The 20,194-nt window shown below is 39.1% G+C and carries 16 protein-coding genes and 1 riboswitch; of the genes, 9 read left to right on the forward strand and 7 right to left on the reverse strand.

Going from position 1 to position 20,194, the window contains the following annotated elements; translation table 11 throughout:
- Nucleotides 1-69: 69 nt before the first annotated feature.
- A complete protein-coding gene (locus FLK20_RS12580) occupies nucleotides 70-891 on the reverse strand; it encodes a TerC family protein (RefSeq protein WP_152656927.1) in 822 nt (273 codons plus the stop codon).
- 447 nt (nucleotides 892-1,338) lie between these two features.
- Here FLK20_RS12580 and FLK20_RS12585 point away from each other — a divergent pair, with 447 nt between their 5' ends.
- Both FLK20_RS12585 and FLK20_RS12590 read left to right on the forward strand, forming a co-directional pair.
- On the forward strand, nucleotides 1,339-2,433 hold the full coding sequence (locus FLK20_RS12585; protein ID WP_152656928.1) for an AI-2E family transporter: 1,095 nt from the start codon (nucleotides 1,339-1,341) through the stop codon (nucleotides 2,431-2,433).
- A gap of 11 nt (nucleotides 2,434-2,444) precedes the next feature.
- The gene (locus FLK20_RS12590; RefSeq protein WP_152656929.1) at nucleotides 2,445-2,627 is read left to right on the forward strand and encodes an SE1832 family protein; all 183 of its coding nucleotides are present in this window, start codon (nucleotides 2,445-2,447) and stop codon (nucleotides 2,625-2,627) included.
- A 101-nt stretch (nucleotides 2,628-2,728) separates the two neighbouring features.
- Here FLK20_RS12590 and FLK20_RS12595 read toward each other — a convergent pair whose 3' ends face one another.
- Entirely contained in the window at nucleotides 2,729-4,564 is a 1,836-nt protein-coding gene (locus tag FLK20_RS12595) for a cation:proton antiporter (RefSeq protein WP_152656930.1), read from the reverse strand.
- Nucleotides 4,565-4,864: 300 nt separating this feature from the next.
- Here FLK20_RS12595 and recQ point away from each other — a divergent pair, with 300 nt between their 5' ends.
- Nucleotides 4,865-7,018, forward strand: a complete 2,154-nt coding sequence (gene recQ, locus FLK20_RS12600; protein WP_152656931.1) for a DNA helicase RecQ — start codon at nucleotides 4,865-4,867, stop codon at nucleotides 7,016-7,018.
- A gap of 153 nt (nucleotides 7,019-7,171) precedes the next feature.
- Here recQ and FLK20_RS12605 read toward each other — a convergent pair whose 3' ends face one another.
- Nucleotides 7,172-8,410 (reverse strand): aminopeptidase, encoded by a 1,239-nt coding sequence (locus FLK20_RS12605; protein ID WP_152656932.1) that lies wholly within the window; start codon nucleotides 8,408-8,410, stop codon nucleotides 7,172-7,174.
- A 313-nt stretch (nucleotides 8,411-8,723) separates the two neighbouring features.
- Here FLK20_RS12605 and FLK20_RS12610 point away from each other — a divergent pair, with 313 nt between their 5' ends.
- From FLK20_RS12610 to FLK20_RS12620, 3 genes are all read left to right on the forward strand, one after another.
- A complete protein-coding gene (locus FLK20_RS12610) occupies nucleotides 8,724-9,056 on the forward strand; it encodes a winged helix-turn-helix transcriptional regulator (RefSeq protein WP_152656933.1) in 333 nt (110 codons plus the stop codon).
- A gap of 200 nt (nucleotides 9,057-9,256) precedes the next feature.
- Nucleotides 9,257-9,739, forward strand: coding sequence for a PH domain-containing protein (locus tag FLK20_RS12615; RefSeq protein ID WP_152656934.1), 483 nt, complete (start codon nucleotides 9,257-9,259; stop codon nucleotides 9,737-9,739).
- The gene (locus FLK20_RS12620; RefSeq protein ID WP_227995025.1) at nucleotides 9,732-11,213 is read left to right on the forward strand and encodes a PH domain-containing protein; all 1,482 of its coding nucleotides are present in this window, start codon (nucleotides 9,732-9,734) and stop codon (nucleotides 11,211-11,213) included. Before FLK20_RS12615 ends, FLK20_RS12620 begins: the two co-directional genes overlap by 8 nt.
- A 148-nt stretch (nucleotides 11,214-11,361) precedes the next feature.
- Here FLK20_RS12620 and FLK20_RS12625 read toward each other — a convergent pair whose 3' ends face one another.
- On the reverse strand, nucleotides 11,362-11,838 hold the full coding sequence (locus tag FLK20_RS12625) for an LMxysn_1693 family intestinal colonization protein (protein WP_152656936.1): 477 nt from the start codon (nucleotides 11,836-11,838) through the stop codon (nucleotides 11,362-11,364).
- Nucleotides 11,839-11,998: 160 nt separating this feature from the next.
- Between FLK20_RS12625 and FLK20_RS12630 the strand changes: the two genes are divergently transcribed.
- Nucleotides 11,999-12,664 carry a CPBP family intramembrane glutamic endopeptidase gene (locus FLK20_RS12630; RefSeq protein ID WP_152656937.1) on the forward strand — a complete coding sequence of 222 codons (666 nt, stop codon included), beginning with the start codon at nucleotides 11,999-12,001 and terminating at the stop codon, nucleotides 12,662-12,664.
- A 294-nt stretch (nucleotides 12,665-12,958) separates the two neighbouring features.
- Here FLK20_RS12630 and FLK20_RS12635 read toward each other — a convergent pair whose 3' ends face one another.
- From FLK20_RS12635 to megL, 3 genes are all read right to left on the reverse strand, one after another.
- A complete protein-coding gene (locus FLK20_RS12635; RefSeq protein WP_152656938.1) occupies nucleotides 12,959-13,474 on the reverse strand; it encodes an acyl-CoA thioesterase in 516 nt (171 codons plus the stop codon).
- A 46-nt stretch (nucleotides 13,475-13,520) separates the two neighbouring features.
- A complete protein-coding gene (gene cls / locus FLK20_RS12640) occupies nucleotides 13,521-14,960 on the reverse strand; it encodes a cardiolipin synthase (protein WP_152656939.1) in 1,440 nt (479 codons plus the stop codon).
- Between the two features lie 331 nt (nucleotides 14,961-15,291).
- Nucleotides 15,292-16,479 carry a methionine gamma-lyase gene (megL, locus tag FLK20_RS12645; protein WP_152656940.1) on the reverse strand — a complete coding sequence of 396 codons (1,188 nt, stop codon included), beginning with the start codon at nucleotides 16,477-16,479 and terminating at the stop codon, nucleotides 15,292-15,294.
- Nucleotides 16,480-16,880: 401 nt separating this feature from the next.
- Between megL and rarD the strand changes: the two genes are divergently transcribed.
- The gene (rarD, locus tag FLK20_RS12650; protein WP_152656941.1) at nucleotides 16,881-17,801 is read left to right on the forward strand and encodes an EamA family transporter RarD; all 921 of its coding nucleotides are present in this window, start codon (nucleotides 16,881-16,883) and stop codon (nucleotides 17,799-17,801) included.
- A gap of 404 nt (nucleotides 17,802-18,205) precedes the next feature.
- Nucleotides 18,206-18,304: riboswitch (SAM riboswitch) on the forward strand.
- Between the two features lie 89 nt (nucleotides 18,305-18,393).
- Nucleotides 18,394-20,061, forward strand: coding sequence for an O-acetylhomoserine aminocarboxypropyltransferase/cysteine synthase family protein (locus FLK20_RS12655; protein WP_152656942.1), 1,668 nt, complete (start codon nucleotides 18,394-18,396; stop codon nucleotides 20,059-20,061).
- The last annotated feature ends 133 nt before the right edge of the window (nucleotides 20,062-20,194 follow it).

Consider the following 20,194-nt stretch of genomic DNA (forward strand, 5'->3'; position numbering starts at 1 on the left):
AAAATCGTGCTAACTATTTTCAAATCAGCACGATTTTTACAAGATCCCGTTATTACATCAAACTTCGGTCTATCTTACTTGTTCTTTATTTCTTTTTAGTTTCGGACTAGACGCAAACCAGCCGGCAACCGCAATACCTACAAGGATGATATAGAAGGAAGCCTTCCATGCTGTGGAATGCGGGAAGTGCTCTGGAAGAACGGCTAAATCCGGATTTGCTAATACCATTACTGCCAGTTTTACCCCTACCCAGCCGACAATCAGAAATGCGGCAATTTCCAATGTTGGGCGTTTGTGCAGGAGATCTACAAATATATTAGCAGCAAATCGCATAATAATGATACCAATCATTCCTCCGGCAAACACAACTGCAAATTGACCGGCATCCAGACTTCCAATCTGCCCCAAACCGGTTGGAGGCAGCGCTACTGCCAAGGCAACAGCTGCTAAAATGGAATCTACAGCAAAGGCTAAATCAGCAAATTCTACCTTTAAAACTGTCAGCCAAAAATCCTTTTTCGAAACTTCTTCAGGCTCCTGATTGCTTATCGCACCAGCTGTTTGCTCCATCCTCTCCGGATCTTCTGATTTATCCGGCTCTTTTTTCTTCATCCTGTCGTACAAATTCTTACCTGATATAAATAAAAGATATGCGGCTCCAAGTGCCTGTACGATCCAAAAATCGACTAAGAACGAAATAACAAATAAGGAGGCAAAGCGCATCACAAACGCTCCTGCTAACCCATAAAATAATGCTCTCTTCCGTTGTTTTTCAGGAAGATGTCTTACCATGATAGCCAGTACAAGTGCATTATCGGCTGCCAGCAAACCCTCTAATGCAACCAACACAAGTACGACCCATAAATACTCCAGTAGTAACTCTGTTCCCATGATGATTTCTCCTTTTCTACATATATTTTGCAGAAAAGGTCATAAAAATAGACCTTTACCTGCAATCGGTAAAGGTCTCGCTAACAACTTTTCTGGTTGCCACATAAAGCCGGAGATAAGGATTATCCCGTAATGACGACTTTACGTGTACAGCTACTCCCCTTTAGGAATAAATGTTCATTTAAATTTTATAATATGATGATGTGCGACTGCAGCAATTTTTTCTGCATGTCCTTATTAATCATTTATTTAAGTACTACTTATTAAAACCTTTTTTATGACCTTTGTCAATATCTTTTACAATAACTTAATATTTATTCATTTTTTTATGCGATACAAGCATAGGAAAGCAGATTTTGAAATCTTTCAGGAAGTTAATGGCTTTATCTCTTAGGTTAATGTAAAATAAATTATATCATACCCATAGAAAGAAAGTAGTGTGATTAAATGACGCAGAAACGCTGGTTCCAATTTTTTATCTTTTTTATCTGTCTATTTGCATTAATTTTTCTCATTTCGATAACACATTTTATCTTTACACCGGTTTTGCAGTTAATTGGTGCGGTGGCTCTTCCAATTATCGGTGCAGGCATTCTTTATTATTTAACCAGACCGCTGATGAATCTGCTCGTCAAATATAAAGTACCGCGGATTTTGGCGATTATTATTGTATTTCTGGTTCTTATCGGTGTAATAACATTATTTATCGTATTTATTTGGCCGATCGCCCGCGATCAGTTTGACCGGTTAATGGACAGCATTCCTGGAATGGTTCAGATGGTGGATGATTTTATTCATTACTGGCAGGAAAATATTGCTTTAGTTCCAGACCAGGTGATTGATGCAATCAATAATTTTGCCAATGATATTCCTGGACATATTGAAAGTGTACTGAATAATGTTTTTGGATTTTTAGGAAGCTTTATTGGTCAGCTGGTGAGTATTATAGCCGGAATTGTATTAATTCCATTCTTCCTTTTCTTTATGCTAAAGGATGGAGACAGGCTGATTCCTTTCATCCTGCAATTTTTCAGCAAAAAGAAAGCGGACAACCTTCACAGCCTTTTAAGTAAAATTGATAATGTATTGTCCTCCTTTATCCAGGGACAGCTGTTAGTCAGCTTTGCTGTCGGTATCTTATTATTAATTGGTTATTTAATTATAGGCTTGGAATATGCTTTTGTACTTGCATTATTCGGTATGATGATGAACGTTATCCCGTTCTTAGGGCCTTATATTGCTGTAGCCCCGGCCCTGTTGGTTGGCGGATTCCAGGATCCGATGAACCTCATCTGGGTTGCAATTATCATGTTTGCTGCACAGCAGCTGGAAAGTACCTTTATTTCTCCAAATGTCATGGGACAGGCACTGAGTCTGCATCCATTAACCGTTATTACTGTTATTCTCGCTGCAGGAAGCATTGCCGGATTTTTAGGAATTTTATTCGCTATTCCTGTGTATGCAGTAATTCGGACCATTGTTATCCACTTTTATCAAACCTTTGTGGATTCCAGAAAAAACAAGGATGATGCATTAATTTAGGAGGGATTTTCTTGGCAACCAAAGCAGAATTGGAACAAAAATTAGATGAATTAAAGTCTGATTATGTCCGTATTCAAGGTGATTTAGATAAGCTTGAGTTCGTTAAAGGACGTGTCTCCTCTGCGGAAGAGCAGCTTATCCGTTTGGAAGGGGAAATTGCTGAGGTAAGAAAAGAATTGGAGCAATATAATTAGCGATTTTAAAAGCTGACTCACAATGAGTCAGCTTTTTCTTTTATTATTTACAGCAGTCGCAGTGCACCTGATAGTCCGTGGGGGATGATGATAAGAACCCCTTAACGGAATAAAGCTTCAGAGGAACCCCTCTCCGCTTCTTTTTCTCTGGTTAAACTGACAATTTTGTCTCCTGCCGCTGGTATGGTGCGCATCTCCTCAGAGAAAAATTTCAGCTGTCCAGAAGGTTTAATCAAGAATAAAAACACTGTCTCCGGGTCCTTTGTCTGCTTATAATCTTCAAATGTAAATTGATCTGTCAGTGTTGTCTGGCGAACAGTAAAACCATTCTCCACTTTATCAATTAAATCTTCCAAAGAGAACTTTTTATCAAATAAAATACGTCCGCCAACCTGCGATACCATACCTGTTGAATAGCCATTATCCTTGAATACGGTATAGGGGCTGACCTTAAACACATTTGTTCTTCCATATTCAGGGAGGAATGTTGTGCAAAGCAGTGAATTATAAGCCTTATCATGTGTTAATGACAATAAATATTCATATGGAATGGTATCCAAATGATGCTCCGTTTGTTCAGACAACATACTTCCATGATAGGATTCCAGTCCTTCTCTTCTGGCTAAAGCAAGATTTTCCCATGAAGAATCAACAAGTATAGACGGATAATTTGCTTCTTTTAATGACTTTGCTAATTGAACCGTAAAAGGATTGCTGCCGACAATGAGCGCTCCAGGGTTTCCTTTATTCGACAGATTCAGTTTTTTAGAAAGCCAGCCGATAGAAAAACCGTGCGCAATGACAGTAAAAATAACCAACGCAAAGGTCAATGCGGTTAAAATCGAAGCATCTTCATAACCTGCATCTGTTAAGACCCCTGCAAAATAACCAGAAACGGTTAATGCAACAATTCCCCGCGGTGCAATCCAGCCAATCAGCACCTTTTCATTAAGACTTAGTCCGGTTCCAATCGTTGATAAGAAAATGGATAACGGACGGACAGCAAACATCATCAGTAATACATAGCCAATAATATGCGGATTAAAGATCTGCATAATTGTTGTCACATCAAGCGAGGCAGTCAGCATAATAAAAATCGTTGAAATCAATAGTACGGAAATGTTTTCCTTAAAATGACGCATATCCGATACAGAGCGAATCCCCATATTTGCCAGGGTAATTCCCATTGCTGTTACAGATAAAAGACCCGTCTCATGCATGACTACATCTGCTATGGTAAAGCAGAATAAGACAACAACGACAACTGTCGGAGATTTTAAAAATTCAGGTACATGCCCCATCTCGAACATCCACCCAAGTCCGCGTCCTAAAATCCAGCCTAAAAAAACGGCAAAAATAGAGCCTGCAAAGAATAATAAAATCTGGCTTACTTCCGGGTCAGATGCTGTCATAAAAGTGATAATCTCAAAAGCAAAAACAGCAAGCAATGCCCCGATAGGGTCCACAATAATTCCTTCCCATTTTAAAACCTTCGCCGGCCGTGCTTTTAACTTGGCCTGACGGAGGAGGGGCATAATCACTGTCGGTCCTGTCACAACAAATAAACCGCCAATTACAAAGGCAACTGCCCACGATAATCCGGCAATATAATGAGCTGTCAGCGACCCCAAAATCCAGGCAATCAATGCACCTGCTGTAGATATCCGAAAAATAGGCTTCCCGACACCACGTAATTCTTTAAAGCTTAAATTTAAACTTCCTTCAAATAATATAATTGCTACAGCAACAGAGATAAGCGGGCTGTACAAGTCCCCAAAATCCTGTTCTGGGTTAATTAATCCGAAAATAGGGCCAATCATCAGTCCGGTGGCCGCCATTACAACGATAGCCGGCATACGAAAGCGCCAGGCAATCCATTGAGATGCGACTCCTAACAAACCAATTAACATTAATTCAAATAACAAAGAAGGAACCATCTATACCTCCCCCTTTTCTAAAAGATATAGCACATTTTATAGATGAAACAGGAAAATGTAAATTCATATGATGTTATCTGCTGAAAAAATTACCTTTCTCTATACAATATTTGCTTTTTCCCGGTATTTTCAGTTATCAATTCTCATTTTCCTTCCCTTTACTTTTCAGATAAAACGTTCTAGGATATAAAGTGAAACTTCATTCAGCAGGGTTTTTCTTTTCAGCCCCCGCTGACTAAGAACAAAGGCTAAGTAAGCGCCGTTCCAGCTCCAACCAACTGCTAAAAGGGAGATTTATCTATGGAAAGTCATTTACATATTTTACAGAATTACTTCGGCTATGCCAGCTTCCGTCCTGGACAGGCTGAGGTTATTAATCATATTGATCAAGGTAAAAATGCCCTTGCTGTCATGCCGACCGGTGGCGGAAAATCGCTCTGCTATCAAGTTCCTGGACTTGCATTGAATGGAACAGCAATTATTATTTCACCGCTTATTTCATTGATGAAGGATCAAGTTGACGGATTACACGCACTTGGGGTGGCTGCAACCTGTATTAACAGCTCTATTTCTGCAGCTGAACAGCGCCAGCGGCTGATAGCAATGCAGCAAAACCGGTATCAATTTGTTTATGTTGCTCCGGAGCGATTTGAATCGGGTTCTTTTATTCATGCCTTACAGCAAACGAATATTTCATTGATTGCCTTTGATGAAGCGCATTGCATTTCCCAATGGGGGCATGATTTTCGTCCCAGCTACCGCTCAATTGTTCCTATTCTGCAGGAGATTGGCGGCAATCCAATTATTATGGGACTTACGGCTACAGCTACCCCCGAAGTAATTGAAGATATTCAGGAGCTTCTGCATATTACTCCTGCACATACCGTGCATACAGGCTTTGAGCGAAAAAATCTATCCTTTTTTATCGAAAAAGGCGTAAATAAATTAGACTATATTTTTTCCTATTTAAAAAAGCATCGAGGAGAAGTCGGTATTATTTATGCAGCTACACGGAAACAGGTCGAGCATATCTATGATGTCCTAAAAGAGAAAGGCTATGCTGTCTCCAAATATCATGGCGGATTATCGGAGCAGGAAAGACAAGCCGCACAAACAGCATTTATTTTTGATCAGACAGAATTAATGGTTGCTACTACTGCGTTTGGAATGGGAATTGATAAATCAAATGTCCGCTTTATTATCCATTACGCGATCCCGATGAATATGGAATCATATTATCAGGAAGCTGGAAGAGCCGGCCGGGATGGCGAACCGAGCAATTGCGTTTTACTATTTTCCCCTCAAGATATTCATACACAAAAGTTCTTGATTGAGAAATCAGAGATGGATGAGGAAGGGGTACAGCGTGAGTATCAAAAATTAAATAAAATGGTGAATTATTGCCGTACTCAGAGCTGCTTAAACAGTTATATTCTGAACTACTTTCAGATGGGATCTGCCTCTGCATCCTGCGGTCGTTGTAGTAATTGCCTGAAGCAGGGAGAATTGGAGGATATTACTGAGGAAGCACAGATGATTTTATCCTGTGTGAAGCGGATGCGTGAACGCTTTGGTGTTTCCATGACAGCCAAAGTCTTAAAAGGCTCAAAAGATAAAAAGCTGATTCAATTCGGTTTAACAAAATTATCGACTTACGGGATTCTGTCAAAATATACCGAGAAAGAAATTACAGAAAGAATCTACTTCTTAATTGCTGAAGCCTGTCTATCAACAGAAGAAGGGCAATTTCCTACTTTAAAGTTAAATCGAAAATCGATGGATATCCTGACAGGGAAAGAACATGTAACGATGTTCATTCAGGATGTCCCTACCGTTCAGGAAACGGACTACAGTACAGATTTGTTTGAAGTACTGCGACAGTTAAGAAGATCCATGTCGCAAGAGCTGGGACTGCCGCCTTATGTGCTATTTTCAGACATGACATTAAAGGAAATGGCCCGTTACCTTCCGGAAGATAAGGACGAATTCTTACGCTTAAAAGGGATAGGACAAAAGAAATATGATTTATATGGAGAACCATTTCTGGAAGCTATTGCCGAATGGAAAGAACAAAATCCGGATTACAAAGCACCTACAGCTATTCATTATCAAAAATCAGCTAAAGCTAAAGATACAGATGACCGGCCATCTTACCAAAAATCGTATGAGCTTCTGCAAAAAGGGAAAACGATTCGGGAAATTGCCTCTATCCGCGATTTAAAAGAGCAGACGATCGAAGCACATATCTTCCAGGCCTCCCAAAAAGGATATACACTTAATTGGAGCTTATTCTTTAATAGCCAGGAAGAGGATGTCATTTTATCAAAGCATGAGGAAACAGATGCAACTGGATTAAAAGAGCTGAAAGAGGCTTTGCCGGAAGACTACACCTATCGAAAAATTAAAGCTGTGCTTGTTAAAAATGATAAATTTGTGGTTAGGGAAAGTTCATAGAAAGAATGTTCAACAAGAACACGGACTAAAAATGTGTTCCTGCCTCAAAAATAAAAAAAACGGCAGCAAGACATAGATAGTCTCGCTGCCGTTTTTTTAAAATCGTTCACTTTATCAGTATAACTTGCTGTAAAACCCTCAATTCATTAAGTTTCACTTTACATCCAGTGCCCACGTTCCGTTACGGAAAACCGGCTCTGATTTACCATCTGCAGTAATACCGTCAATATCCATTTTGTCAGATCCGATCATAAAATCAACATGAACCAAGCTGTCATTTACACCATGTTTATTCAGTTCGTCTAAATCCATGGAAGCTCCACCTTCTAAATTTGTTGGATAAGCCTTCCCTAAGGCAATATGACAGGAAGCATTCTCATCAAATAATGTGTTGTAGAAAATAAGCCCTGATTGTGATACGGGAGACTCATCTGGTACCAGAGCTATTTCTCCCAGGCGGCGGGCACCTTCATCCGAATCAAGTAAATGCTTTAAAACCTCTTCTCCCTGCTCTGCCTGAAAATCAACTACCTTTCCATCTTCAAAGGTTAAGGAGAAATTATCAATCAGGCTACCTCCATAATTCAATGGTTTTGTACTGGATACCGTTCCATTGATGCCATATTTATGCGGTACAGAGAAAACTTCTTCTGTCGGCATATTCGGATTAAACGTAACACCGGTTTCTGCTACTGCCGATCCCCCCTTCCAAATATGTCCTTCCGGCAGCTCCATTTCCAAATCTGTGCCAGGTGCTTTGAAAATTAACTTTTTATAGCTTTTCTTATTTAACACTTCTCTAGCTGTTTTGAGCGTTTCATTATGTTTATCCCATGCCGCAACAGGATCATCCTGGTCAACACGGACAATTTTTAAAATAGCTTCCCATAGGCTGGAAACAGCATCCTCTTCGGATTTATCAGGGAAGATTTTTTTTGCCCAGTCCTTTGACGGGATAGAAATAATCGTCCAGGGAATGCGGTCATTCATCGTATATTTACGAAAATTCACCATTGCTTCTGCAGCTGCTTTATTTGCTTTTGCTACACGCGATGGGGCAATATCTTTTAACAAATCTGGATTTGTGGAACGAATGTTTACAACTGCTGCTCCATCCTCGGCAAATGTATCATGTAATTTCACTTTCCATTCCGGATAGCTTGCAATTACCTCGTCCGGTGCATGCTCATATTTTAGCAAAGTCAGCTCATCGTCTACCCAGTTAATATGAACATCCTTTGCCCCCATTTCGTAGGCTTTACGCGCTACAATACGTGTAAATTCTGCTCCTTCAATTGGTGCATTAATCATTAGCGCTTGCCCTTTTTGTAAATTTACCCCTTTTTTCAGTGTTAATTCAGCATACTTTTCTTGTACCTGTATTTGAACCATAGATGTATACCTCCATATTCACAAATTTAAATGTTCTTTGTATCACACCTTATTATTATTCCATATTCCCCGAAATATTTCTAAAGAAAACTTGGCAAGCCAAGTCAGAAAGGCACAGGATTAATCGCCTTCGTTACACTTATGCAGTAAGAAAGCTGTCTTAACTGCCAAAAAATTTTTTATCATTTCCATCCTCCTTGCGTTCATTTACTACTCCCCCTATTTATGATACGCTATAATTAGATTACTTTTTGTAACTAATGCATATATTACACACGTCAAATATAACGGTTAATTCTACGGAGGTAGCAACATGAATCAATTATGTCCACGCTTTGAAAAAGCAATGGTCTTATTAAGTACACGCTGGGTCGGTCTAATTTTATTTGAATTATTAAAGGGAGCAAAACGTTTTTCAGAGATGGAAGCAGACCTCCCAATTAGCGGCCGCTTGCTTTCTGATCGTTTGAAGCTTTTGGAAAAAGAAGGAATTGTCGAGCGAAATATCTATTCGGAATTTCCAGTTCGGATTGAGTATACATTATCAGAAAAAGGAAAAGCACTTGAACCTGTTATTAAAGATATTCAGCGCTGGGCGGAAGAATATGTCATAGCAGATGACATCCATGGCAAAGAAGCAGAGTAACCCGCTCTTTCATCTGAAATAAGATAGCTTTGACATGATGAAAAATCCAAATGTATGGTAAAACCCTAATATATACTTCAGAAGAATAATGAAATATGGATATTAGGCTTGCTGATATATTTGGATTTTCTTAAATCTTTTCTAAACTTCCTCTATTTTTGTATAATAGAGCTACCGTTAAATGCAAGGAGAGAAAATACATGCGGGAACAGCCTAATGTCAAAATTGCCACAGATGCGATCAAAGCGTGGCAGCTCACAGCACATATTTATGGTCTTATCTTTTTACTTATTACAATTGGTGCATTTGTAGCTTATATTATTTTCGATTTTCTGCCGATTTGGATTGTTTTTATAGCAGCTGGCCTTACCATGTTAGAATGGATTATTACAGCTTTTATTATTCCAAAATTAAGATGGCGCAGATGGCGTTATCAGGTGTATGATCAGGAAATATACATACAGCATGGGATACTGATTGTAACACGGACGATTGTTCCAATGATTCGTGTCCAGCATGTCGATACACAGCAGGGTCCCATCTTGAAAAAATATAAGCTGGCAACCCTGGAAATATCAACTGCAGCAACTACCCATCAGATACCTGCTCTACCCGAAGAGGATGCATCCGATTTACGTGACCAAATCTCTGAATTAGCGAGGGTGGAACAAGATGATGTCTAAACCGAAGCGATTACACCCTGCTGCAATTATATTTGACATTATTCAGACATTAAAGCAGTCCATTCTCGGGATCTTACCTGCTGCTATTGCTTTGATTAGCGGTGGTCTCGGTTATATTGTGATGATTGCTGTCCCCATTATTATTGGATTGATTCTTTTATTCAGTTTTTTATCATGGTTTCGTTTCACCTATCAATTAGAAGAAGACCAATTACGGATTGAGCGGGGTATTCTCATTCGAAAAAAACGCACCCTATCCAAGCATCGGATTCAATCGATTGATTTATCACAGAACGTTATTCACCGCATCTTTGGTCTAACTAAAGTAGCTATTGAAACAGCTGGAAATGACTCCTCTACGGATGCAGCATTGTCTGCTGTCATCATGCAGGATGGAACCATGCTTCATGATGAATTGAAATATAAAAAACAACTGCCCGAAGCAGAGCAATTGGAAGCAGCAGAAGCAGCAAACACAGAACGGGATGAACCGGATGAAGGCAGTGTCCCTAAGCGGAAAATAACGATTCAAGCTCTTCTAATTACCGGCTCTACTTCAGCAAGCTTCGGAATTTTAATTGGGCTTTTCGGTGTTGCCTTCTCACAGGTAGAAACATTGATTCCGGATCAATTTTACGATGATGCAACCCGATGGATTCTATCTCTCGGGATGCAAATTATCATTGCTTTAGCAATAATCGTTGTCCTATTTTTATGGTTATTTAGTATTCTTTACACCGTAATCAGGGATTGGAATTTCACGATTACACGTTATGAAAAGGAATTGTTTATTACAAGGGGTTTATTGGAGAAAAAACAAACAACCATTCCGCTAAAAAGAATACAAGCAGTCGGGATCAAGGAATCTCCTGTTCATCAGCTTTTCGGCTTTGCCCGACCTTATGTTGAAATTGCCAGTGGCGAGACAAATAATAGCCAGGAAGTAAATACAATTATTTTCCCGCTATTGCGTAAGAAAGAATTTACAGCTTTTCTGGGCGAATTCCTGCCAGAGTATAATTATCATACAGAAAGCCTGGTTCATCCACCCAAAAAAGCATTACCGTACTACCTATGGCGTTCTATGAGTATTCCATTGCTGGCTGTTATTGCGGTGGGAACCTTCTTTTTATCCTATATCTGGATACCTGCCATTATTATGCTGGCTGCAGGAATTATAGGATTTACCGCATTTAAATCAGCCGGATATATTATTGATGAACAGCAAATAATTGTTCAGGCACGAATATTCAGCAAGGATACAGCTATCATTCAGCATCGCAGAGTTCAAGCTTTGCAACAAAAACAACATCCGCTTCATCGAAAGCAGTCCCTTGCTACCCTGGATATCGCTATTTTAAATAAAGGCAGTGGCCGGCATTTTGTGATCAAGGAGCTTCGTACAATGGATAGTTATTACATTGCCGACTGGTATTCCTATCAGGAGAAAACTTCCTCTGACATAAACCATTAGAAAGCGGAATGGGAGAGATATGACCCATTAATGGTACTTGGTGAAAGGTGATATAGAAAAAAGAATCTTTCATCTAATTATGGCATCATAAAAACTCTGATTAAATATAGCGTAAAAGCCATTTAATCAGAGTTTTTATATGTTTACTTTATATTGGAACTCTTTCAGTAGATGTAATCTTTTTAGTTACCACTTCATTTGAAAGTAATCGCCCCATAGGGTTATAAGTTTTTACTCGGATTTTATAATTTTTAGTTACTTTGTATTCCTTAAACTTTTTACTAGAGGAGCTAACCGTCTTACCACCAAATGAAATGTTAATACCTTTATACTTAAATTCAAGTTTCATAGATAGAGTTGTGCTTCTTGAAAGTGTGACTGTGCCTGTATATTTTCTTGAAATTAATGTTTGAGAAACTATGCTACTCTTATATTGATTACATGAAGCACATGCTATGCTAGGGCCTTCATTACTTTCATTTTGTTGGACGCTTTCATCAATCACTTCAATTTCATAAGTATTCTGATTGCTTTCTTCAGCGGAAACGTTTGTTGAAAAGCTAAATAATAAAATAATTAAAAGTAATAAGATTGGAAGATTAAGTACTGTCATTTTTTTATACATTGTATTCACCTCCTTTTAAGTAATGTGTAAAATCAGGAAAAACTTATAATCAAACAATACCACGTCTAATTATTTATTTCTATATAAAAATGTTAATTTTATGTGCCAAAAGAATCAGATGCTAATAGACTAACTTACTAAATGGAGGTATAATAGTTCCATGTTTATTTTTAATATATTGAAAGGGATTAAACTGCCTATGGAGAAAAGACAACAGTGGAGTCTTATTTTTTGTACTTTGCTATTAACTATCATTATTTTCCTATTTATTATTTTTCAAGCTTTATTTGATTCTATTATCCTCGATTATATTGGGGATTCAGTCGTCATCGGTTTTTTCTTTATCATTATATTCTTATCATTAAAACAAAACCGTGCTTTCTTTTCTGAGAAACTGAGATTTGATTTTTTTCGAAGTATAAAGAATTATATTTATGTCTTTGTGGGTTATTTACTCGTAGCTGTTTCGTCGGGGGCAGTTTCATATCTTCCTGTCAACAGTCAGGATTATGAGGTAGAAACCGTACAGATCACTTCTATACCGATTATCATCTTGTTTATAATAGCAACTGGTATATTTGTTCCCGTTTGGGAGGAGTTATTCATGAAACGAGTCATTTTGGATTTTTCACGCATTTATCTTCCGTTTTGGCTGGGAATGATGATTACTTCACTAATTTTCGCTTTAATGCATAATGTTCCTCTGCCGCAGAGACTTTTTATATTTATGGTAAGTATTATCACATGCTTCGTTTATAAAAAAACAGACTCATTATATGGTCCAATTCTAATTCATATTTTATGGAATTTTACAAGTTTGGTATAAAGGATAAAATAGAAATCTAATACAAATGATAAGATAAATCCTACTATCTAGATGCAAATATATTTATCACGGAGAACTGTCCGTGAAACTCCCGCCTCAAAATAAAGCGTAAAAATAAATTTATCGCAGTGTAACTGGCCGGGAATGGGACTGCGATTACTCGCTCCACTGGAAACATTTGTGCGTCAAAAACTCCCACTGAATGAAGTTTCGTTTTATACTTCCTTATCTGCCTAAAAAACCAGTTAAAATCGACTGTTTCGATTTTAACTGGTTTTTTAATATAATATAGCCTTATTTTTCTGTCCGATAGACTGTTCCAAAAGTTTCTGCCAGCTGCTTAGACTGCTTTCTCCGCTCTGCACGGCGGTTAGCACGGAGCGGCGCACTTTCATGAAGCATTTTTTCATCCTCTGTCTCTGGATAAACAGGCGGCACTTCAACTGGTCTGCCGTTTTCATCCACCGCTACAAAGGTCATAAATGCTGTGGTACATGCTGTTCTTTCTCCCGTCCGGAGATCTTCTGTAATAGCCCGGATAAATACCTCCATAGAGGTATGGCGTGTCCAGGTTACAAAGGCTTCAATCGAAATATATTGCCCAACTTTTACAGGAGCTAAAAAATCAACGGAATCCGTTGATGCCGTAACAACCGGGCTATTTGCATGCTTTACTGCTGCAATGCCGCCAATATCATCAAGATGCGCCATCAATTGTCCCCCAAATAAGGTTCCATAATGATTGGTATCTGGCGGAAGTACATGTGTTGTTTTTAAAGCTAATGATGCGGAACAAGGTTTTGCATTCATCTTTATTTCCTCCTGGTATGTTTACTTTTAGGTACTTGTTCATCCATTACAAAACTGGTGAAATTAAACGTGAAACAGACTCCTTTAAACGAATTCCGATAGAACGCTTATCATAGAGCTTTTTGGTCATTTGCGTAGAGTGGATTAAATCCTGACTGAACTTTTCTATTAATCGGCCGACCACATCAATATCGTATAAGAAGGCATTGACCTCAAAATTAAGCCGGAAGCTTCTCACATCAATATTTGCCGTACCAACGGAAGCTATTCTTCCATCAACAATAATTGTTTTTGCATGCAAGAAGCCATTTTGGTAAATAAAAATCTCTGCACCGGCACCCAGCAAGTCACCGCAATAATACATGGTCGCCCAATAAACAAAGGGATGGTCCGGTTTATTAGGAATCATTATTTTTACATCTACTCCTGATAACACAGCAATACGCAAGGCATCACGCAAGCTTTCATCCGGTATAAAATAGGGTGTCTGAATATAGATGTACTCTTCAGCTTCCATAATCATTTTAATGTATCCATTTTTGATTTGCTCATACTCTGAATCTGGACCGCTGGAAACAATCTGCATTCCTATATTACCTCCAGAAATCGTTTTGAAATGCTCCTCTTCATAAGAAATCTTCAGCTTAGAAGCTTGATTCCAGTCCAATACAAAGCGTGTCTGCATGCTTTGCACAGCATCTCCAATTATCCGCAGATGCGTATCACGCCAATAACCGAATTTACTTTTCATCCCCAAATATTCATCTCCAACATTGAAACCGCCAATATAACCAATTTCTCCATCAATAATCGCTAGCTTTCGATGGTTCCGGTAATTAATTTTAAAATTTATGATAAAATTCGACGGGAAAAATGCTTCGACAAAAACGCCCGCTTCTTTTAATTTTTTTATGTAGCTTTTCTTAAGTGATCTGGAGCCCATATCATCATACAAGAGCCTGACACATACACCTTCTCTTGCTTTTTTTATCAGTGCGTTGGCAAGTCTGGTTCCCAGTCCGTCACTCCGCATAATATAATATTGCACATGAATATGATGTTTCGCCCGGCTGATGTCTTCTAAAAGTGCATCAAATTTCTTATGCCCGTCCGTAAAAATATCTACGCCATTATTCTGTGAATAAATGGAATCGTCATTACGCAGATGGAGATAAACTAAATCCTGATGCTTTTTTAAGTCCTCATGATTTAATTGGAATGTGTCATCCTCTATAGCATTTATCTGCTGTTGTACAGCCTTTTGCACATCCATTCTGCTCCGCTGATCCCATTTGAATATCCGGCGATTGCTGATAGGCCGTCCAAAAATTAAATAAAGAATAAATCCTAAAACAGGAATAAACAACAGAACCATTACCCATGCCCAGGAAGAAGTCGGATCTTTCCGCTCCAGAAAAATAATCGATATAGCCAATGCAATATTTATAACAAAAATTAATCCAATAATAATTGAATATATGCCCATATATCCTGCTCCTATCAGTTCTTCTCCACTAAAAAGGAAGTTATGATTTTATCATAGCACAAAACGAAACTTCATTCAGCGGAGACGAATGGAGTTTCGTTTCACCACAGCATGTTGAAAGCAATTGCAGCAAGCCAGGTCTGAAAAGATACTGAATGCCTTAACTGGAGTTATGATTATTCCTCCTCATCAACTCCCATTGTATCGATCATATTTATCTGACCACATCGCCGGAACTGGGACTACTCGCCCCATCAAAAGCGTTGCGATTACCCGGTCTATTAAAACCGTTCTACTTTACAGGGGATATTCAAAAAGCCCTCAGATGAAACTATTTGAAACGATCCAAAGCCTGATTCAAATCCTCCCAAATATCCTGCCATGCTTCTATCCCAACAGATAAGCGGATCAAAGCGTCTGTTATTCCCATTTTTTGACGCTGTTCATACGGAACTACTGCATGTGTCATAGTAGCTGGATGTTGAATCAAGGTTTCAGTATCACCAAGGCTGACAGCAATTTTTATGAATTGCAGTTTATTTAGAAATTCCTGGACCTCTTCCTTCCCTCCATCGATTTCAAAAGAAAGCGTACCTCCGCCAGATTTCATTTGTTTTTTCATAATAGAATACCCGCCAGCATCTGGATCTCCTGGATAGAATATGTGCTTCACCTTTGGATGCTGTTTTAGTTTTTCTGCAATCTGTAAGGCATTTTCAGAATGTTTATCCATTCTGAGCGGTAATGTCTTCATTCCACGAATCACAAGCCAGGCATCAAAGGGCGATAAAATACCACCAATATCCTTCTGCGTGGTTGCTGCGATTTGCTCCATTAATTCTTTTTTGCCCGCTGCTATTCCAGCAATCACATCACCATGCCCGCCTAAATATTTTGTCGCACTATGCACAACAACATCCGCTCCCAGTTCCAGCGGTCGCTGTAAATATGGTGTTGAAAATGTATTATCTACCACAACTAAAATATTATGCTTCTTAGCAATACTGCTCACCAGCTCAAGATCAATCACTTCCATAGTTGGATTAATCGGTGTTTCAATATAAAAAACCTTTGTTTCCGGCCTGATTTTATCCTCTATATTTTTAGCATCGGTCATTGCTACATAGTCTGTTTGGATATTATATTTTTCATCCATCATAGACAACAGTCCAAAGGTGCAGCCATATAACCCGGAAGAGCAGATAATATGGTCATTTGCTTTGGTAAGTGCAATTAAAACGGCAGATATTGCCGCCATTCCTGAAGCAAATGCGAGTCCCTTTTCCGCCTTTTCCAATGCCGCCAGCTTCTGCTCCAGAACTTGCACAGTCGGGTTGCTGATGCGGGTATAGACATGCCCCTCTTCTTCTCCAGCAAAACGGGCCGCTCCCTGCTCCGCTGTCTCAAAGGTGAATGTAGTCGTTTGAAAAATTGGCGGTGTTAAACTGCCAAGCAATTCTTTCGAATCGTACCCCTTATGAATCAATTCGGTTTCTATATGCTTAAACTTTTTCCCCATTTATACCTCTCCCATCTTTAATAAATTATGATGAGTCTATACCCCTATGATAAAGTATTCCTGGGCTGTTGGAAATGTTTCTGTTTAAGAGAATGTTCAAAAGTTCCAATAAAAGTGACACATCGAGAACAGGAACTTCTATTAAGACCGTCCACGTCCGTATGGGAAAACACAGAAATCACCACCCTCTGTGGAAGCTCGTCCCTCAAAGCTGCGCCGCCTTGAACTTCTTAGTCCTTTTCATCGAACTTTTTTAACACGCACTTTAATTAATTTGAAAAACCATTGCTTCCTTTCTGATAAAGTTTTAATATTAGAGGATGTTCGAAAAAATCACTATATGATAAGTGGCGATTTGAACACACACTATTAGTTTAATTTTCAGAAAGCAGGAATGAAAAATGGAGGATAAATCTATACAGCAAGGGGCAGTCATTACCTTTATTGCTTATTTATTATGGGGGATATTTCCGATATACTGGAAGCTTCTTGAACACATCCCGGCTGGTGAAGTCCTTGCTCATCGAATTGTCTGGAGCTTAATCTTTATGATAGTTTTAGTATTGGTTACAGGCAATTGGCGGCATTTAATCGAGACCGTTCATTTACTGAAGAAAGATAGAAAGAAAACGTTGGCTGTGGTTACGGCTTCTATTGTCATATCGATCAACTGGTTTTTGTTTATTTTCTCGGTACAGCATGGGCATGTGCTCCAGGCCAGCCTAGGATATTATATCAATCCTTTAATCAGCATTTTATTGGCGGTCTTTGTATTGAAAGAAAAGACAAGCAAAGGACAGATCTTATCCTTTATTCTCGCTGGTTTCGGTGTGCTTTATTTAACGCTGAGCTATGGCGTGTTTCCATGGATTTCTCTTTTACTGGCGATGAGCTTCGGTTTTTATGGACTTATCAAAAAAACACTCAACCTGCATGCCATGTATGGACTGACGATTGAAACGCTGGTGATTGCACCCGTTGCACTCTTATATCTAATCTTTGTCCCGGCAGAACAATCATTTACTTTTTCTCCTTTATTTGTACCGGATAATCTTTTACTGATTGGCAGCGGGGTCGTTACTGCTGTACCTTTACTGCTATTCGCTGCAGGTGCCAAACGGATTCCATTGGCAATGGTTGGGTTCTTACAGTATGTCGCACCGACCATTATGTTTTTCCTGGGTGTGTTCTTATATAATGAGACATTTACGGTGCACCATATGATTACTTTTGCATTAATCTGGATAGCTCTTGTGATCTATATGGCTAGTATTTATCGGGATACACCGCGGAGAAAGAGAAGAAAAAATATAGCAACATAGCTTATAACCATTTTATTGGTTAAAGTTATCAAACAGTCAGCAGTTTGACGCTATCAGGGCTGGTATTTTAGATTATCTCTCTGATAGCGTCTCTGCTGACCATTTTATAAGTGCAGACTAAATCAATTGTTTTACTAGAAAGTGGAGTTGTAACTTGCGAATTTTTTATTTTTACTACATTAGCATGTTGTTCAATTATTATGTTAGATAACACCTGAATGATATGTCACTATGTAATATATCCGCTTTTTGTTCTCTATGCGCATAATCAAACTAAGACAATATACTTTAAAGCACCCGCTCCACCCCAAATAATTATTCCTTTGACAATCCCCAGTAAAACACTTGACTTTTAACCTCTATAACTTTATAATCTCAAGTAATTTCAAAATATTTAGCAGCATCTCTTATTAAGAGCGGTGGAGGGAATAGGCCCTGCGAAGCCCGGCAACCTGCAAATGCAGGTGCTAAATCCTACAGATACATCATCTGAAAGATAAGAGAGAGTTCCAGGTCAGTCATAAGGGCTCTCTTCTTTTAAGAAGGGAGCTCTTTTTGATAAGAGAGTGTTTAAAAAAAGGGAGGAAATAAAATGTCAAATTATCCAGTTCAGCAAGACGAGACGATCTTATTACACGGAGGTCAGGCTCCAGATCCGGCAACAGGATCACGTGCAGTTCCAATCTATCAAACTACCTCTTATGTATTCCGGGACACAGAGCATGCACAAAACTTATTCGGCCTGGCAGAGCCGGGAAACATTTATACACGAATAATGAATCCCACGGTAGATACGTTTGAACAGCGGATTGCGCAATTAGAAGATGGTATTGGTGCTTTAGGTGTATCATCAGGAATGGCTGCGATTACTATGGCAATTTTAAATATTACACGCGCCGGTGATGAAATTGTCGCAGACAGCAATTTATATGGCGGTACGTATAATCTATTTGCCAACACACTCCCCCGCTATGGAATTAATGTGAAATTTGTAGACGGAACAGATCCAAAAGCAATTGAAGCTGCGATTACAGATAAAACAAAAGCCATCTTTGGTGAGATTATCACGAATCCGAGCCTGTATGTTTTTGATGTAGAAACGGTTGCTGATATTGCCCATAATCATGGCATCCCTTTAATTATTGATAATACATTTGCTACCCCTTATGTTGCCAAACCGCTGACGTGGGGTGCGGATATTGTTGTTCATTCTGCCACAAAATGGATTGGCGGACATGGGACAACCATTGGCGGTGTTGTTGTTGACAGTGGAAGATTTGACTGGAATAACGCGAAATTCCCTGATTTTATTGAGCCGGATGTAAGCTATAACGGCTTAAAATATGCTGACTTAGGCCCAGCTGCTTTTATTACAAAGCTGCGCGTCCAATTATTACGTGATATCGGGCCGGCTCTTAGTCCACAAAATGCCTTTCTATTACTTCAGGGCTTGGAAACCCTGCATTTACGCATCAGGAAGCATAGTGAAAATGCCGAAAAACTGGCTGCTTATTTAGAAAAGCATCCTGCTGTAGAATGGATTAATTATCCCGGCTTAGCGTCACATCCGCCCCACCAACTTGCTAAGAAATACTTAAAAGGTGGTTTTGGCTCTGTTATTACGTTTGGTATTGAAGGTGGACGCGAGGCAGGGCGCACATTAATTGATAATGTAAAGCTTTGGTCGCATGTTGCCAACGTTGGGGATGCAAAATCACTCATTATCCATCCTGCTTCGACAACCCATCAGCAATTAACTGCTGAGGAATTAGCAACAAGCGGAACGACAGAAGAATTGATTCGCTTATCTGTCGGGCTGGAGGCATTTGATGATATTGTGGCTGATTTGGAGCAGGCGATTTATCAGGCGACTGGAAAATCACAGAGCAATCAGAAATCCGCTGAAGAAATAGCGGTAAGAAACTTACTGCAATCTCCATTTGACCGCCGTGAAGGTGTCCGTAAAAAACGGATTGTCACTGTCGGCATTGCAGATGAAGCGATTGCTCCCCTGTATAAATTAGGCTATGAGGTTATTCCAACAGCAGATACAGATGAGCTTACAACAGATCTATTAACAGGAGCTGATGCCGTTTGGCTGCAGGAAGGGAAGCCGATACCGGAAGAGAATACTGCTTATCAAGGGACCATTTTATTCACAAAGACAGATCCTGAGGTAACCTCTGAAGTATTTATTCTTTCAGGCCTTCATCCAGCAGAGCATGCTCTTGAGCTGCGGAGTTCTGAACGCCCGTTGTAAAATAGAATCCCAGACCCGTTTTTCTTTTGATCGCACATTTGATGTTTTATGAAAAGAAAAACGGGTACATTTATGATATAATAAAGGTCTGTTACGTCTTCTAACACAAATTTAGGAGACGTTTTTCATTTAA

This window comes from Oceanobacillus sp. CFH 90083, from assembly GCF_009389585.1.
Lineage (GTDB): Bacteria > Bacillota > Bacilli > Bacillales > Amphibacillaceae > Oceanobacillus.

Excerpts from the sequence above, each read along its gene's own strand:
- FLK20_RS12580 (WP_152656927.1), bottom strand. The coding sequence starts at position 891 with ATGGGAACAGAGTTACTACTGGAGTATTTATGGGTCGTACTTGTGTTG.
- FLK20_RS12585 (WP_152656928.1), top strand. The coding sequence starts at position 1,339 with ATGACGCAGAAACGCTGGTTCCAATTTTTTATCTTTTTTATCTGTCTA.
- FLK20_RS12595 (WP_152656930.1), bottom strand. The coding sequence starts at position 4,564 with ATGGTTCCTTCTTTGTTATTTGAATTAATGTTAATTGGTTTGTTAGGA.
- recQ (WP_152656931.1), top strand. The coding sequence starts at position 4,865 with ATGGAAAGTCATTTACATATTTTACAGAATTACTTCGGCTATGCCAGC.
- FLK20_RS12605 (WP_152656932.1), bottom strand. The coding sequence starts at position 8,410 with ATGGTTCAAATACAGGTACAAGAAAAGTATGCTGAATTAACACTGAAA.
- FLK20_RS12610 (WP_152656933.1), top strand. The coding sequence starts at position 8,724 with ATGAATCAATTATGTCCACGCTTTGAAAAAGCAATGGTCTTATTAAGT.
- FLK20_RS12615 (WP_152656934.1), top strand. The coding sequence starts at position 9,257 with ATGCGGGAACAGCCTAATGTCAAAATTGCCACAGATGCGATCAAAGCG.
- FLK20_RS12620 (WP_227995025.1), top strand. The coding sequence starts at position 9,732 with ATGTCTAAACCGAAGCGATTACACCCTGCTGCAATTATATTTGACATT.
- FLK20_RS12625 (WP_152656936.1), bottom strand. The coding sequence starts at position 11,838 with ATGTATAAAAAAATGACAGTACTTAATCTTCCAATCTTATTACTTTTA.
- FLK20_RS12630 (WP_152656937.1), top strand. The coding sequence starts at position 11,999 with ATGTTTATTTTTAATATATTGAAAGGGATTAAACTGCCTATGGAGAAA.
- FLK20_RS12635 (WP_152656938.1), bottom strand. The coding sequence starts at position 13,474 with ATGAATGCAAAACCTTGTTCCGCATCATTAGCTTTAAAAACAACACAT.
- cls (WP_152656939.1), bottom strand. The coding sequence starts at position 14,960 with ATGGGCATATATTCAATTATTATTGGATTAATTTTTGTTATAAATATT.
- megL (WP_152656940.1), bottom strand. The coding sequence starts at position 16,479 with ATGGGGAAAAAGTTTAAGCATATAGAAACCGAATTGATTCATAAGGGG.
- rarD (WP_152656941.1), top strand. The coding sequence starts at position 16,881 with ATGGAGGATAAATCTATACAGCAAGGGGCAGTCATTACCTTTATTGCT.
- FLK20_RS12655 (WP_152656942.1), top strand. The coding sequence starts at position 18,394 with ATGTCAAATTATCCAGTTCAGCAAGACGAGACGATCTTATTACACGGA.